Source organism: Streptomyces sp. NRRL S-337, assembly GCF_000720175.1.
GTDB classification, from domain to species: domain Bacteria; phylum Actinomycetota; class Actinomycetes; order Streptomycetales; family Streptomycetaceae; genus Streptomyces; species Streptomyces siderophoricus.
In genome coordinates, this window is record NZ_JOIX01000082.1 from 17,416 (window position 1) to 32,266 (window position 14,851).

Annotated in this window: 10 protein-coding genes; 7 read left to right on the top strand and 3 right to left on the bottom strand. The window is 75.4% G+C overall.

Annotated features, from left to right (window positions below; all coding sequences use genetic code 11):
- Nucleotides 1-170 precede the first annotated feature (170 nt).
- The 3 genes from IG62_RS0134775 (at nucleotide 171) to IG62_RS0134785 (ending at nucleotide 5,029) form a co-directional block, all read left to right on the top strand.
- Entirely contained in the window at nucleotides 171-1,076 is a 906-nt protein-coding gene (locus IG62_RS0134775) for a DUF3027 domain-containing protein (RefSeq protein WP_030812966.1), read from the top strand.
- A gap of 220 nt (nucleotides 1,077-1,296) precedes the next feature.
- The gene (locus tag IG62_RS0134780) at nucleotides 1,297-4,575 is read left to right on the top strand and encodes a sacsin N-terminal ATP-binding-like domain-containing protein (protein ID WP_420711153.1); all 3,279 of its coding nucleotides are present in this window, start codon (nucleotides 1,297-1,299) and stop codon (nucleotides 4,573-4,575) included.
- Nucleotides 4,576-4,603: 28 nt separating this feature from the next.
- A complete protein-coding gene (locus IG62_RS0134785; protein WP_037840060.1) occupies nucleotides 4,604-5,029 on the top strand; it encodes a VOC family protein in 426 nt (141 codons plus the stop codon).
- A gap of 40 nt (nucleotides 5,030-5,069) precedes the next feature.
- Here the strand turns inward: IG62_RS0134785 and IG62_RS0134790 are convergent, their stop codons facing one another.
- Nucleotides 5,070-8,057, bottom strand: coding sequence for an FAD-binding and (Fe-S)-binding domain-containing protein (locus IG62_RS0134790; RefSeq protein WP_030812975.1), 2,988 nt, complete (start codon nucleotides 8,055-8,057; stop codon nucleotides 5,070-5,072).
- A gap of 27 nt (nucleotides 8,058-8,084) precedes the next feature.
- A complete protein-coding gene (locus IG62_RS0134795; RefSeq protein WP_030812978.1) occupies nucleotides 8,085-9,566 on the bottom strand; it encodes an FAD-binding oxidoreductase in 1,482 nt (493 codons plus the stop codon).
- A 53-nt stretch (nucleotides 9,567-9,619) separates the two neighbouring features.
- Between IG62_RS0134795 and IG62_RS0134800 the strand changes: the two genes are divergently transcribed.
- The 3 genes from IG62_RS0134800 (at nucleotide 9,620) to IG62_RS0134810 (ending at nucleotide 12,531) form a co-directional block, all read left to right on the top strand.
- Nucleotides 9,620-10,627, top strand: coding sequence for a helix-turn-helix transcriptional regulator (locus IG62_RS0134800; protein ID WP_030812983.1), 1,008 nt, complete (start codon nucleotides 9,620-9,622; stop codon nucleotides 10,625-10,627).
- Nucleotides 10,628-10,821: 194 nt separating this feature from the next.
- Nucleotides 10,822-11,940: a phosphoserine transaminase gene (gene serC / locus IG62_RS0134805; protein WP_030415720.1), complete on the top strand. Its 1,119-nt coding sequence runs from the start codon at nucleotides 10,822-10,824 to the stop codon at nucleotides 11,938-11,940.
- A 180-nt stretch (nucleotides 11,941-12,120) separates the two neighbouring features.
- A complete protein-coding gene (locus IG62_RS0134810; protein ID WP_030812986.1) occupies nucleotides 12,121-12,531 on the top strand; it encodes a PPOX class F420-dependent oxidoreductase in 411 nt (136 codons plus the stop codon).
- A gap of 10 nt (nucleotides 12,532-12,541) precedes the next feature.
- Here IG62_RS0134810 and IG62_RS0134815 read toward each other — a convergent pair whose 3' ends face one another.
- Nucleotides 12,542-13,564 carry a hypothetical protein gene (locus IG62_RS0134815; RefSeq protein WP_030812988.1) on the bottom strand — a complete coding sequence of 341 codons (1,023 nt, stop codon included), beginning with the start codon at nucleotides 13,562-13,564 and terminating at the stop codon, nucleotides 12,542-12,544.
- A 132-nt stretch (nucleotides 13,565-13,696) separates the two neighbouring features.
- On the opposite strand from IG62_RS0134815, the gene IG62_RS0134820 reads away from it, so the two are divergent.
- Complete coding sequence (locus IG62_RS0134820; RefSeq protein WP_078872438.1) at nucleotides 13,697-14,377, top strand: GDSL-type esterase/lipase family protein; 681 nt, start codon at nucleotides 13,697-13,699, stop codon at nucleotides 14,375-14,377.
- Nucleotides 14,378-14,851: the final 474 nt, after the last annotated feature.

Sequence of the window (14,851 nt, forward strand, 5' to 3'; positions counted from 1 at the left end):
CAGAATGGGTTGTAAGAGGTGCGCTCGACCGAACCGATCGGGCGCGGACGTCGACGCGGTCCCCAGGTCCGCTCCGCCCGCCCCGGCCCTCCGGACGGAACAAGGACAGCTCCGGCTGGCGCACTCGTGAGACGGCGTGGAAGAGAGAATCGATTCTTGTGAGTGCTGCGATGCGAAGCCGTACCCCTGACCGCCTGTGCGCCGAGGCGGTCGACCTCGCCCGGGCGGCGGCGGAGGAGACCGCACTCCCCGGCATGGTCGGCGAGCACATCGAGGCCGTGGCCGACGGCGACCGCGTCGTCACCCATCTCTTCGCCTGCAACGAACCCGGATACCGCGGCTGGCGCTGGGCCGTGACGGTCGCCCGCGCCTCCCGCGCCAAGGTCGTCACCCTCGACGAGACGGTCCTGCTGCCCGGCCCCGACGCCCTGCTCGCCCCCGAGTGGGTCCCCTGGAGCGAACGCCTCCGCCCCGGCGACATGGGCCCCGGCGACCTGCTCCCCACCGAGGCCGACGACCTCCGCCTGGAGCCCGGCTTCACCGGCGAGGACATCCCGCCGCCGAACTCCCCGGTCGCCGAGGGCATGGCCGCCGACGTCGCCGACTCCGAGGAGGCCGACGTCGTCCCCGGCTCGCCGGCCGTCCAGCCCGCGCCCGCCCGCGGCGGCATCGCCGACGTCGCCGGGGAACTCGGCATGGCCCGCGCCCGGGTCCTGTCCCGCTACGGCCTGCACGCCGCCGCCGACCGCTGGGAAGAGGCCTTCGGCGCCAAGACCCCCATGGCCCAGGCGGCCCCCGCGACCTGTATGACCTGCGGATTCCTCACCCCGCTCACGGGCTCGCTGCGCCAGGCGTTCGGCGTCTGCGCCAACGAGTTCGCCCCCGCGGACGGCCGCGTGGTCTCCCTCTCGTACGGCTGCGGCGCCCACTCCGAGGCCGCCGTCATGCCCAAGCCGCCGCGACCGGCGCCGCCGGTGGTCGACGAAACGATCGTCGAACCGCTGGCCCTGCGGCCGGAGCGCGACGGAGGATCCGTGGAGGAAGCGGGCCCCGCGGAGGAACTGGGCCACAGCTGAGACCGCACGGGCCGGGGTCCGGCCGCGCCGGGAGCGCGGCCGGACCCCGGCCCTTGTCCTCCCCCTCCCGCCGTGGGCGGCCGCGCCGCCGCGGCCGCCGACGTGGGGCGATACCGTCAGGGCAACCGACGGACACAGAGGAGACGAAGACGTGGCAGCTACGTCGTGGGTGCGAGGCGCAGCCGGCGACCCGTTCGGGACGGCCCGTCTGCGGCGCGGTGTGCTGGACGCCTGGGCCGCCTCGCCGGCCCGCTTCCGGGAGGACGCCAACGCGGAGGAGGACCTCGCGCTCGGCGGCTACCGCGACCGCCTCGCCGTGGAACTGGCGCAGAACGCCGCGGACGCGGCCGCCCGGGCCGGCGTCCCCGGCCGGCTCCGGCTGACCCTGCACCCGGCCGACGGCGACGCCCCCGCCGTCCTCGTCGCCTCCAACACCGGCGCCCCGGTCGACGCCACCGGCGTCGAATCGCTCTCCACGCTGCGTGCCTCCGCCAAGCGGGAGGCCGGCGTGGCGGCCGGCGCGGTCGGCCGCTTCGGCGTCGGCTTCGCCGCCGTGCTGTCCGTCAGCGACGAACCGGCCCTGGTCGGCCGCACCGGCGGCGTCCGCTGGTCGCTGGCCGAGGCCCGCGCGATGACCGAGGAGGTGGCCGCGCACAGCCCCGGCCTCGGCGGTGAGCTGCGCCGCCGCGAGGGCCACGTACCGCTGCTCCGGCTCCCGCTGCCCGCCGAGGGCACCGCACCCGAGGGCTACGACACCGCCGTCGTCCTGCCGCTGCGCGACGGCGCCGCCCAGGACCTCGCCGAGCGGCTGCTCGCCGGCATCGACGACGCGCTGCTGCTCACCCTGCCCGGCCTGGCCGAGGTCATCGTCGAAACCCCCGAAGGTGTACGGGAGTTGCGGCAGACCCGGCAGGGGCCGTACCTCGTGGTCGAGGACAGTGAGCGCGGCACCACCCGCTGGCGGGTGACGTCCGACGCCGGCCGCCTGGACCCCGCACTCCTCGCCGACCGGCCCGTCGAGGAGCGGCTGCGCCCGTTCTGGTCGGTGACCTGGGCGGTACCGGTGGACGGCGACGGCGCCCCGGCGCGCCCGCGGACCGCACCGGTCGTGCACGCCCCGACGCCCACCGACGAGCCGCTGGGCCTGCCCGCCCTGCTCATCGCCTCCTTCCCGCTGGAGCCGACCCGCCGCCACGTCGCGCCCGGCCCGCTCGCGGACTTCCTGGTCGGACGGGCCGCCGCGGCGTACGCGGAACTGCTCGCCGGCTGGCAGCCGGTGACCGTCGGCACCCTCGACCTGGTACCCGGCCCGCTGGGCAAGGGCGGCCTCGACGGCGAGCTGCGCCACCAGGTGCTCGACCTGCTGCCGCGGGTCCGCTTCCTGCCCAGCGCCGCCGCGCCCGGCGACACCGCCTCCGGCGACACCGCGTCCGCCGCCGACGAGCAGCCCGGGCCCGCGCGCGACGCCGAGTGGGACGACCCCGAGGGCGCCGACGACACCCCGCGCTACGTCCTGCGGCCCACCGAGGCCGAACTGCTGGAGGGCGCGGGCGCCGCGACCGTCGCCGTCCTCGCCGAACTCTTCCCCAGCCTGCTCCCCGCCGGCCTCGAACGCCGCCCGGAGCTACGGTCGTTGGGCGTGACCCGGGTGCCGCTCGGGGAGATGGTCGACCGGCTCGCCGGCGTCGAGCGCCCCCCGGGCTGGTGGTGGCGGCTCTACGACGCGCTGGCCGGCACCGACCCCGACCGCCTCACCGGCCTGCCGGTGCCGCTGGCCGGCACCGCGACGCCCGGCCCCGCCGGGACGCACGGCGCGGTACGCACCACCATCGGCCCCCGCCAGGTCCTGCTGCCGCTGCCCGACGGCGACCCGCACGAGGACGGCGGGCCCGCCGCCCGGCACCGCACCCTCGCCCGGCTCGGCCTGAAGGTCGCCCACCCCGAGGCCGTCCACCCGCTCCTGGAGAAGCTCGGCGCCACCCCCGCCGCGCCCCGCGCCGTGCTGACCACGCCGCAGGTGCGCGCCGCCGTGGCGAACTCCCTCGACGCCGACGAGGACGCCTACGACCTCTTCCCCGACGACGACCTCGGCGGCGCCGGCCCGGGCGGCCCGCTCGGCTCCGAGGAACTCGCCGAGACCGTCCTCGGCCTGGTCCGCGACGCCAACCTCACCCCCGGCGACGAGCCCTGGCTGGGCGCCCTCGCCCTCCCCGACGAGGACGGCGAACTGACCCCGGCCGGCGAACTCGTCCTCCCCGGCAGCGACTTCGAAGGGGTCATCCGCGAGGGCGAACTGCCCGCCTGCGACGCCGAGCTGGCGGCCCGCTGGGGCGAGCAGCCGCTGACCGCGGTCGGCGTGCTGGCCGGCTTCGCCCTCGTCCGCGCTACCGATGTCGTCCTCGACCCGGACGAGATGGAGCCGCGGGACACGGACTTCGCCGAGCCCGACGACGTCGGCCTGCTCGACGCCGTCGACGTCTGGTGCGAGGACGTCCTCGACACCCTCCCCGAGACCCCGGTCCCCCCGGTCGTCACCGAACTGGTCGCCGTCCGCGACCTCGACCTGGTCGACGACGACGCCTGGCCCGAGGTCCTGGCCATGCTCTCCCGGCCGCCGCTCCGCGACGCGCTGACCGCCCCGGTGCGGGTCCTCCTCCCCGACGGCACCACCGAATCCGTCCGCCCCTACACGGCCTGGTGGCTGCGCGGCCACCCGGTCCTGGACGGCCGCCGCCCCGCCGGGCTGCGCTCGGCCGGCGGCGACCCGCTGCTGGCCGGCCTGTACGAGTCAGCGGACGCCGGTGACGTGGACGCCCAGGTGCTGCGCGCCCTCGGCGTCCGCACCTCCGCCGCCGCCCTCCTCGACGAACCGGGCGGCGCCGCGGAACTCCTCGCCCGGCTCGCCGACCCCGACCACCCCGTCGGCGCCGCCCAACTCCACGCCCTCTACGGCCTGCTGGCGACCCTCGACCCCGACCAGGTCACCCTCCCCGACTACTTGCGCGCCGTCGTGGACACCGAGGTCCGGGTGGTGGACGCCGCGGACGCGGTCGTCGCCGACGCCCCCGACCTGATGCCGCTCGCGACCGGGCTCCCGCTGCTCCCGGTCGGCCCGTCCCGCGCCGCCGACCTGGCGGAACTCCTCCAGGTGCGCCGCCTGAGCGAGGCGGTCACCGCCGAGGTCCGCTCCGAGGGCGTCCGCCACGAGGTCCCCCCGGCGGTCCGCACCCTCCTCGGCCCCACCACCCCGCCCACCTACGACGAACACGACGAACTCCTCGTCACCGCCGCCCCGGACACCGCCGGCGGCCCGGCCGCCACCACCGAACTCGACTGGCGCTGGACCCCCGACGGCACCCTCCACGCCGCCACCCTGGAAGGCGTGGCCGCCGGCCTCGCCTGGGCCACCGCCCAGTGGCCCCGCCGCTTCGAGGTCGCCGCCCTCCTGGAGGACCCCGACCGGGGAGACGAACTGGAACGCGCGCGCTGGTTCGACTGACGGCACGGCCGGACGGCACAGTAGCGGAGTGAATCAACCCCACACGGACATTCTGGCCCGGTCTCAGGTGGCCACCAGGCTCCCCGCCCAGGACCTGGACCGGGCCCGCCGCTTCTACGCCGAAAAACTCGGCCTCACCCCCGTCGACGAACGCCCCGGCGGCCTGCTCTACCGCTGCGGGGGCGCCGAGTTCGTCCTCTTCCGGTCGACCGGCGCCGCCCCCGGCACCTTCACCCAGATGGCCTGGGTCGTCGACGACATCGAAGCGACCGTCGCGCAGCTCGGCGCGCGCGGCGTGGAGTTCGAGGAGGTCGACGCCCCCGGCTTCCACACGGAACACGGCATCGCCCACATCGCCGGCAACTACCCCAGCAAGCACGCCCACGCCGAACGCGGCGCCTGGTTCCACGACAGCGAGGGCAACCTCCTGGGCATCGGCCAGCCGATCGCCTGAGGGGCGTCCGGCCGGTGCCGTAAGCGCCCGTCGGGACCCCTCAGACGGCGCCGTTCCCCAGCCCCTCTGCCAGTACCTCCGCCAGGTGCCGCCCCCGTCGGTCGCCGAGCTGCTGGAGCTGGGTGCGGCAGGAGAAGCCGTCCGCGAGGATCTCCGTGCCGGGCGTGGCCGCGCGTACGGCAGGCAGCAGCTGGTCCTCGGCGCAGGCGACCGACACGTCGTAGTGGCCGCGTTCGTAGCCGAAGTTGCCGGCGAGGCCGCAGCAGCCGCCGGAGAGGGTGCCGGTGAGGCCGGCGCGGGCGCGGAGGCGGCGGTCCGCGGCGTCGCCGAGGACCGCGTGCTGGTGGCAGTGCGTCTGGCCGGCGACCGGGCGGTCGAGGCGTGGCGGCTGCCAGGTGGGGGCGTACTGCTCCAGGGTCTCGGCGAAGGTGCGGACGGCGGAGGCGAGACGGGCGGCGCGGGGGTCGTCGGGGAGGAGTTCGGGGAGGTCGGTGCGGAGGGCCGCGGCGCAGCTCGGTTCGAGGACGACGAGCGGGCGGCCGGGCCGGAGGAGCGGGGACAGGACGTCGACGGTGCGGCGCATGACCCGGCGGGCCCGGTCGAGCTGGCCGGTGGAGACGTAGGTCAGGCCGCAGCACAGGGGGCGGTGGCGGCGGAGGCGGAGGCCGGGGCGGAGGGGGGCCGTCGGGGGGAGCATCGGGCGCAGGCCGGCGGCTTCCAGGACTTGGACGGCGGCGCGGCCGACCTGGGGTGCGAGGTGGTTGGTGAAGGTGTCGGGCCAGAGGATGACGGAGTGGCCGGCGGTGCCGCCCCCGGCACCTGTTGTACCCATGGCACCTCCGGCAACCGCGGCACCCCCGGCACCCGGGGAACCTTCCGCCCCCGCCGCACCCTCGGCCTCCGCGGTCCGCCGCCTGTCCCACCACCACCGGGTGAACGTCTCCGTGGCCAGTGCCGGCAGCGGCCGTTCCGGGGTGAGTCCGGCCAGGCGGGTGGCCAGGGTGGCGGCGAGGGGGGCGCGGGCCAGGGCGTTGACGGCGGGGGCGACGGGCGCCGCGAGGTGCAGCCACTCGGGCAGGCGGCCGAGCGCGTAGTGGGCGGCGGGGCGCAGCCGGCCCGCGTAGTGGTGGTGGAGGAATTCCGCCTTGTACGTGGCCATGTCCACGCCGACCGGGCAGTCGCTGCGGCAGCCCTTGCAGGAGAGGCAGAGGTCGAGGGCGTCGCGCACCTCGGGCGACCGCCAGCCGTCGGTGATCACCTCGCCGGCCAGCATCTCGTGCAGGAGGCGGGCCCGGCCGCGGGTGGAGTGCTGTTCCTCGCCGGTGGCGCGGAAGGACGGGCACATGACGTCCGGGGAGCCGGGGGCGCTGGCGGCGTTGCGGCATTTGGCGACACCCACGCAGCGGCGGACGGCCGCGGTGAAGTCGCCGCCGTCGTGCGGGTAGCCGAAGGCGACCGGCACCGGGTTCCTGGGGAGCGGGGCGAAGCGGAGGTTGTCGTCGAGCCGGGCCGGGCGGACGAGCATGCCGGGGTTGAGGCCGGTGGCCGGGTCCCAGAGGGCCTTGAAGTCCTCGAAGAGGCTCACCAGTTCGGGCCCGTACATCTTCGGCAGGAGCTCGGCGCGGGCCTGCCCGTCGCCGTGTTCGCCGGAGAGCGAGCCGCCGTGCGCGACGACCAGTTCGGCCAGGTCGTGGGAGAAGGCGCGGAAGCGGCGGATGCCGGGCGGGGTCAGCAGGTCGAAGTCGATGCGGATGTGGATGCAGCCGTCGCCGAAGTGGCCGTAGGGGGTGCCGCGCAGACCGTGCTGCGCCAGGAGGGCACGGAAGTCGCGCAGATAGGGGCCGAGCCGGGCGGGCGGGACGGCGCAGTCCTCCCAGCCGGGCCACGCCTCCGCGCCGTCCGGCATACGGGTCGCGGTGCCGGAGGCGTCCTCGCGGATCCGCCACAGTGTCCGCTGCCCGGCCGGGTCGGTGACGATCGTGTGGTCGGTGCTGCCGTCCGCGGCCGCCGCCCGGCCGAGCGCCTCGGCGCGGGCGGCCGCCTCCGCGGGGCTCGCACCGCCCGTTTCCACGAACAGCCAGGCGCCGCCCCGGGGCAGCCCTTCCGCGTCGCCCACCAGATCGGCGGCCATCCCCTCGACCGTCAACGGCCGGTGGACCAGCAGGGTGTGGGCGGCCTCGGCGGCGGCGCTCTCGTCGGGGTAGCCGAGGACGGCGAGCGCCCGGGCCGCCGGGGTCTCCACGAGCCGTACGGTCGCCTCGGTCAGCACGCCGAGGGTGCCCTCGCTGCCGGTGAGGGCGCGGGCCAGGTCGGTGCCCCGTTCCGGCAGCAGCGCGTCGAGGGCGTAACCGGAGATGCGGCGGGGGAGGTCGGGGTAGCCGGTGCGCAGGAGCGCCAGTTCGCGGTCGACGAGGGCCTTCACGCCGCCTTGGAGGCGCGGCGGAAGACCGGTAGGGGCGCCGGTGGCGTCGGTGCCGCGGCCGGCCCGTACGCCCTCGCCGCCGTAGGTGAGCAGGGCCAGTTCGCGGACGTTGTCGGCCGTGGTGCCCCAGGCGACCGAGTGCGAGCCGCAGGCGTTGTTGCCGATCATGCCGCCGAGGGTGCAGCGGCTGTGCGTGGACGGGTCGGGACCGAAGGTCAGCCCGTGGGCGCCGGCCGCCGCCCGCAGGTCGTCCAGGACCACACCGGGCTGGACGACGGCGGTGCGCGCCCCGGGATCCAGCGAAACGATCCGCCGCATGTGGCGGGTGAAGTCCAGGACCACGCCGACGCCGGTGGCCTGCCCCGCGATGCTGGTCCCGCCGCCCCGCGGCACCACGGGTACGCCGTGCTCCCGGCACACCCGTAGTGCCGAGGCGACGTCGTCGGCGTCCCTGGGGGCCACCACCGCCTGCGGCACCCGGCGGTAGTTGGACGCGTCCATCGTCATCAGCGCCCGGTCGGCCGCGGTGAACGAGACCTCCCCCCGCACCGCCGCCGACATCTCCCGCGCCAGGTCCCGCTGCTCCGTCTGCGTGCGCTCAGCCATGTCTCCAGCCTGCCCACTGGGGCGGGGTCATGCGACGGCCGGCGTGCGCTCGCGCGTGGCGGCCGCGGCCGGGTGGAAACGGAAGAGGTCGCGCGGATCGAGGCGGGACTTGAGGGCGGCGAGCCGGCGGCGCGCGTCGGCGTCGTGGACGCTGCGGGCGACCTCCGCGGCGTCCGGCCGCTCCCCGTGGCGGCCGAAGAGGAAGTTCACGCTCCGGCCGAGCCGCCAGGGCTCGACGGCGGCCAGCGCCTCGGCGTGCAGGGCCCGTACGGTCCCCAGGTCGTCGCCCTGGAGCGGCGAGAGGACACGCAGCGCGTAACGGGCGGCGCGGTGGCCGACCGTACCGGCGCCGGACCGGGCGGCCAGGGCACCGCCGAGGTGGTTGAGCTGGACCACGCACATCGCCGGCGCGGCCGGCCCGGTGAGCCGTGCCACCCGGCGCAGCGCGGCCGCGTCCAGGTCGCTGAGCAGCGCGTTGTCGCCGTCGTAGGCGTGCGGGTCGCTGGGATCGCGGTGGATGGTGTGCGACTCCTCGTACGGCATCTCGCGCAGGTCGTCGCTGACCCGCGGGCCCACCGCCCGCAGCGGTGCGACCAGTTGCTCGCCCCGCTCCGCGCTGCCCGTGTACGCGATGCGGACGTGCGCGAGGTGCCGGCCGCGCAGCCGCTCCGGCAGCTGCGGCAGGTCGGGGTAGGCGATCAGGGCGACGGAGGAGGTCAGTTCGTCGGGGACGGTCCCGGTCCAGCGCAGGTACGCGGCCAGTACGTCGTCGAGGTGCTCGGCGCCGAACACCAGCTGGCCGCCGTAGAGCCGGGCCACCGGCATCAGCGCGAACTCCATCGCGGTGACCACGCCGAGCCCGTGGCCGCCGCCGAGCAGCGCCCCGAACAGCTCGGGGTCCCCCTCGGCGGTGAGGTGGCGCAGCCGGCCGTCGGCGGTGACCAGGTCGACGGCGCGGACGTGGTCGGCGGCATAGCCGTAGGTGCGGGCCAGCACGCCCACCCCGCCTCCGAGGGTGTACGAGATGACGCCGACGCCCGGGGACGAGCCGTTGAGCGGCGCGAGCCCGTGCGGGGTGGCCGCCTCGACGACCTGGCCCCACACCGCGCCGGCCTCCGCCCGCGCGGTGCGGCCCACCGGATCGACCGTGACCCGGGCCATCCGCCTGGTGGTGATCAGCAGCCCGCCGTCGGTGCCGGCGGCCAGGCCGTGCCCGGTGGCCTGCACGGCGACCGGCAGGCCGTGCGCGCCGGCGAACCGCACCGCGGCGACCACGTCGTCGGCGCCCGCCGCCCCGACGACGACGGCCGGCCGGTGCGGGTTGGCCAGCTGGAAGCCGGTGCGCTCGGCGTCGTAGCCGTCGTAGCCGTCGTCGCCGGGGAGCAGGACGGGGCCGCGGACGGCCCGGGCGAGGGCCGCGGTGTCGAGCGCGGGGCCGTCGAGCGCGGCGGTGCCGAACGTGGTGGGGGCCGGGGCGGCGGGCTGCGGGGCGAGGTCGTTGATCTCCATGCCCCGCACTCTCGTGGCATAAGTTGACACCAGCCGTCATATATAAATCGGGTGTGAAGTCGGACCGTCTGCTGTCGATCCTGCTGCTGCTCCAGACCCGCGGCCGGGTCCCGGCCCGGGAGCTCGCCGAGCGGCTGGAGGTCTCCCCCCGCACCGTCTACCGCGACGTCGAGGCGCTGTCGGCGGCCGGCGTGCCGGTCTACGCCGAGCGCGGCCGGCACGGCGGCATCGCGCTGCTGCCCGGCTTCCGCACCGACGTCACCGGGATGACCACCGACGAGGCGCGCGCCCTGTTCGTCCTGGCCGCGCAGGGCGCCCACACCGCCCTCGGACTGGACGAAGCGCTCGGTTCGGCGCTGCGCAAGGTGATGGCGGCACTGCCCGCCCCGCACCGGCCGGCCGCGGAACTGACCGGCCGCCGCATCCTCGTCGACCCGGACCGCTGGCTCGGCGGCCCCCGCCCGGCGGCCGACCTGGACGCGCTGCAGACCGCCGTCTTCAGCGACCTGCGGCTGCGCATCCGGTACCGCCACAGCGGCGGGACCCGCCTGCGGACGTACACCGTCGACCCCTACGGGCTGGTCGCGAAGGCCGGCACCTGGTACCTCGTCGCGGACCGGCGCGGCCGGCCGCAGCTGTTCCGGGCCGACCGGGTGGCGTCCGCGGCCGTCACCGACGCCCCGGTGCGGCGCCGGCCGGGCGTGGAACTGGCCGAGGTCTGGCAGCAACTGCGCCGCCAGGTCGAGGACCGGCCCGCGGACGTCCGGGTGACCGCCCGGATCCGCCGCGACCGGCTGGACCTCGCGGTACGGATCCTGGGCGGCGCACTGACCGGACCGCCCCGTACGGGTGACCCGGACGGACCCGGGAACGGGCACGGCGACGGGGACGAGGAGTGGGCCGTCATCGAGGTGGCCTTCCCCGTGCTGCCCGCCGTGCGGCAGCTGCTGCAGTTCGGCGACGCGCTGGAGGTGCTCGATCCGCCCGAGGCCCGCCGGGTGCTGGCCGAGGCCGCGGCCGGCATCGGCGCCCTCTACGCCGCCGACCCACCGCCCCCGTAGCCGTAGCCCAAAGCCCACCACCGCCCCGGTGGCCCACCGCGGCCCGCGTGGCCCCCGGCCGCCCGCACCGCCCGGCCTCCGCACCGTCCGGCCTTCCCGCCGCGCCGTGGCGGCCCGTCCACGGACGACGCGCCGCCATCTCACCGTCTGGACGTGCCGCCGGAGTGCGCACGGTGACGGATTAGGCTTCCTCCGTGGCTGATATCCAGATTCCCGCTGACATCAAGCCCGCCGACGGACGCTTCGGCGCGGGCCCCTCCAAGGTGCGGACGGAGGCGCTGGCCGCCCTGGCCGCCACCGGCAGTTCCCTCCTCGGCACGTCCCACCGCCAGGCACCGGTCAAGAACCTGGTCGGCAAGGTGCGCGACGGCGTACGCGACCTCTTCCAGCTCCCCGAGGGCTACGAGGTCGTCCTCGGCAACGGCGGCTCGACCGCGTTCTGGGACGTCGCGACGCACGGCCTGATCGAGCGCAAGTCCCAGCACCTCTCCTTCGGTGAGTTCTCCTCCAAGTTCGCCAAGGCCGCCAAGCTGGCGCCGTGGCTGGACGAGCCCACCGTCATCTCCGCCGACCCGGGCAGCCACCCGGAGCCGTCGGCCGAGCAGGGCGTGGACGTCTACGGCTTCACCCACAACGAGACCTCGACCGGTGTCGCCGCCCCCATCAAGCGGGTGGCGGGCGCCGACGAGGGCGCCCTGGTCCTGGTCGACGCCACCTCCGGTGCCGGCGGCCTCCCGGTGGACATCGCCGAGACCGACGTCTACTACTTCGCCCCGCAGAAGTCCTTCGCCTCCGACGGCGGCCTGTGGATCGGCGTGTTCTCCCCGGCCGCCATCGAGCGCGCCGAGCGGATCCACGCCTCCGGCCGCCACGTCCCGGAGTTCTTCTCGCTCCCCACGGCGATCGACAACTCCCGCAAGAACCAGACGTACAACACCCCGGCGCTGTCCACCCTCTTCCTGCTCAACGAGCAGCTGGAGTGGATCAACGGCCAGGGCGGCCTGGACTGGGCGGTGCGCCGCACCGCCACCTCCTCGCGCACCCTCTACGGCTGGGCCGAGGACGCCAAGTACGCCACCCCGTTCGTCACCGACCCGGCCAAGCGCTCGCAGGTCATCGGCACCATCGACTTCACCGACGAGGTCGACGCCGCCGCCGTCGCCAAGGTCCTGCGCGCCAACGGCATCGTCGACACCGAGCCCTACCGCAAGCTCGGCCGCAACCAGCTCCGGATCGCGATGTTCCCGGCGATCGAGCCGTCGGACGTCGAGGCCCTGACGGCCTGCATCGACTACGTCATCGGCCAGCTGTAACGGCAGGTTCCGAGCCGCACCTTGCGACAGGCTCCGGCGGGCGACCGCCGGGGCCTGTCGCATGCCCGGTGCCGGCCCGGCGCCGTCCGGCCACGACCGCCCGAACGGGCCGCCGGAGCACCACCCGTACGGCGGCATCGCGGAGTGACGAAACCACCCCGGATATGCCTGTATGGGGGCATGACGACTCCCCCCAGCCCCGGCCTCGCCCCCTTCGAGCGGCAAGGGGCGGTCCTGCTGACCACCTACAAGCGGGACGGCACCGGCGTCGGCACCCCGGTCAACCTCGCCGTCGACGGGGACCACGCCTACTTCCGCACGTACGGCAGCGCCGGCAAGGCCAAGCGGATGCGGAACTTCCCGGACGTGGAGATCTGCGCCTGCACCTGGCGCGGCCGACCCACCGGCCCCACCCTCAACGCCCGGGTGCGGCTGCTGGACCCGCAGACCCGCGAATACCGCCGGGCCGAGCGCTCCCTGACCCGGAAATACCCGCTCATCCACGGCCTGTTGGTGCCCCTGCTGCACCGGCTGAAGCGGGAGCGCACCCTGCACTACGAACTGCGGCCGGCGCCGGAGGGCTCCTCCTAGGGCGCCCCGCCTACGAACGCCGCCGCAGCAGCCTGCGCACCACCACGACCAAAGCCGTCGCCACCGCCAGGACGAGCGCCCCCTTGGCGTAACTCGGCCCGAGCTCCTTGCCGCCCGAACTCCCCTTGCCTGAAGGGGAGTTGCCCGAGCCGCCCGACTTCCCGCCGTCCTCCCCGTCACCCGCCCGGGCCGAGTCCGGCAGCTGGCCGCCGCTCAGGCCGACCGGCGTGACGTCACTGTCCCGGCCCTCCGAGCCGTACATCAGCGTCCGGCCGTCGGGGGTGAAGGTGACCGATTCGCCCTGCTGCTGGATCGGCACGCCCACACTGCCGAGGTCCTCGGGGCGGCCGTGCGCCCAGCGGAAGATCCGCGCGCCGAAGTAGCCACGCAGCACCAGCCGGGTGCCGTCGGGGGAGAACGCGCCGTCCGTCACCCACAGCTCGGCCGGCGCGACCTTGCGGAAGGTGTTGGTGCCGGAGGAGGTGAGGTGCCGCGGGCCCTCGTAGAGCGCGCCGGTGCCGTCCTGCTTCTTGCTGGCGAGGTAGACCCGGCCGGTCCGGGGATGCACCATCAGCGCCTCGGCGTCCCGCGGGCCGTCGGCGTACTTCACGGTGTACTGGGTCGCGGTCACCGTCGCGTCGCGCAGCCGCTTCGGCTCCGGGAAGCGGTAGATCCACACGTGGTTCCAGCTGCCGCCGAGGTTGTCGCCGATGTCGCCGAGGTAGAGGTCGCCGTCCGGGCCGAGCGAGATCGCCTCGACGTCACGCGGCGCCCCGATGCCGCGCAGGGTGATCCGGGCGACGGTCCGGCCCGTCCGGCCGTCCACGGCGTAGACGTAGGGGCCGTCGTCGCTGTCGTTGTGGGTCCAGTAGATGCCGGGGTGCGCGCGGCTGGCGGCCAGGCCGCTGGACTCGGTGATCCTCGGATCGCCGATCGTGAAGCCGTCCGGCTCATCGGCGGCGGCCGGCACCACCGCCACCGCCCCCACCCACAAGGCCCCCGCGGCACCGGCCGCGCACAGAAGCGAACGCATGGGCACAGACTGCCATCCGCGGGGCCGGGCGCGGACCCGGGAGGCCACGTCGGCGGCCCGGGCGCACCGGGCGTGGCCAGCGTCACGTACCCCGCAGTAGGGGTTCTCGGACATCATTGCCGGATGAGGATCATGTTCGTCGGCGACTCGATGACGATCGGGAGCGCCGGCGATTTCACCTGGCGATACCGGATGTGGCAGCACCTGAACGCCTGCTTCGGCGGCCCGTACCGCATCGTCGGGCCGCGCCGGACGCTCCACGAACCGGCCGAGGACGCCGCCACCTCGCACGCCTACCGCGACCCGGACTTCCCCGAATCCGCCCGCGCGCACCTCGCCGGGTGGGGCGAGGGCTGGCTGCACATGGCGCCGGTGATCGGCGAGACGGTACGCCGGCACCGGGCCGACACCCTGCTGGTCTCGCTCGGCCTGATAGACCTCGGCTTCTACACCAACGCCGCCCAGACGGCACAGAACGTCCGCGAGTTCGTGGCGGGCGCACGAGCCGCGGCGCCGCACATACGGGCGGTGCTGATGCCGGTCATCCCCAACGTACGGGCCGCGGCGGACCCGGCGTTCGGCGCGGAGTGCGCACACTTCAACGAACTGCTGGCCAAGGCCGTCGCCGATCTCTCCACCCCCACCTCACCGCTGCTACTGGCCTCCGAGCCGGCAGGCTGGCACATCGACCTGGCCACGTACGACGGCACGCACCCCTCCGAACGGGGCGAACACCTCCTCGCGGCATCCTTCGCCGACGCGATGCACCAGGGCTGGGGCCTGGGCCGCCCCTACGAGGCCCTCCGGGGGTGATCCCCACGTACTTGGCTGTCCCGCCGCGGGGCGCGCTGCGCTTTGCGGTGCCGCGTACGTTGTCGGCTGTCCCGCCGCGGGGCGCTGCGCTTTGCGGCGCCGCGTACGTACCTGGCCGTCCCGCCGCGGGGCTTGTTCGCCGTTGCGCCTGGCGGCGGGCGTGGTGTTTTTGGGTGCGGTGCCGGCCCTCCAGACTTCGTCCTCCGGTCCAGCCCCTCCCGTGAGTGGTGGGTGGGAGGCCGGTGGGGGCGGGCGTCGTCGTTCCGGGTGCGCCTCGTGGGGTGGGGTGGGGTGGGGGTACGGGAATACCTTTCCCTGCTGGTCGAGTTGAGGCCCTGCAGGGGGCCCTCGCGACCCTTACGGGATCTGTTCGACCTTCCCCTAGTACTGCAACCGCATGTGGTGTGACCGTGTGGGCTGGGGCTCGTTGGTGTGACTGTGTGAGAAGTCGCTGACGGTTGAGCAGATCGATTC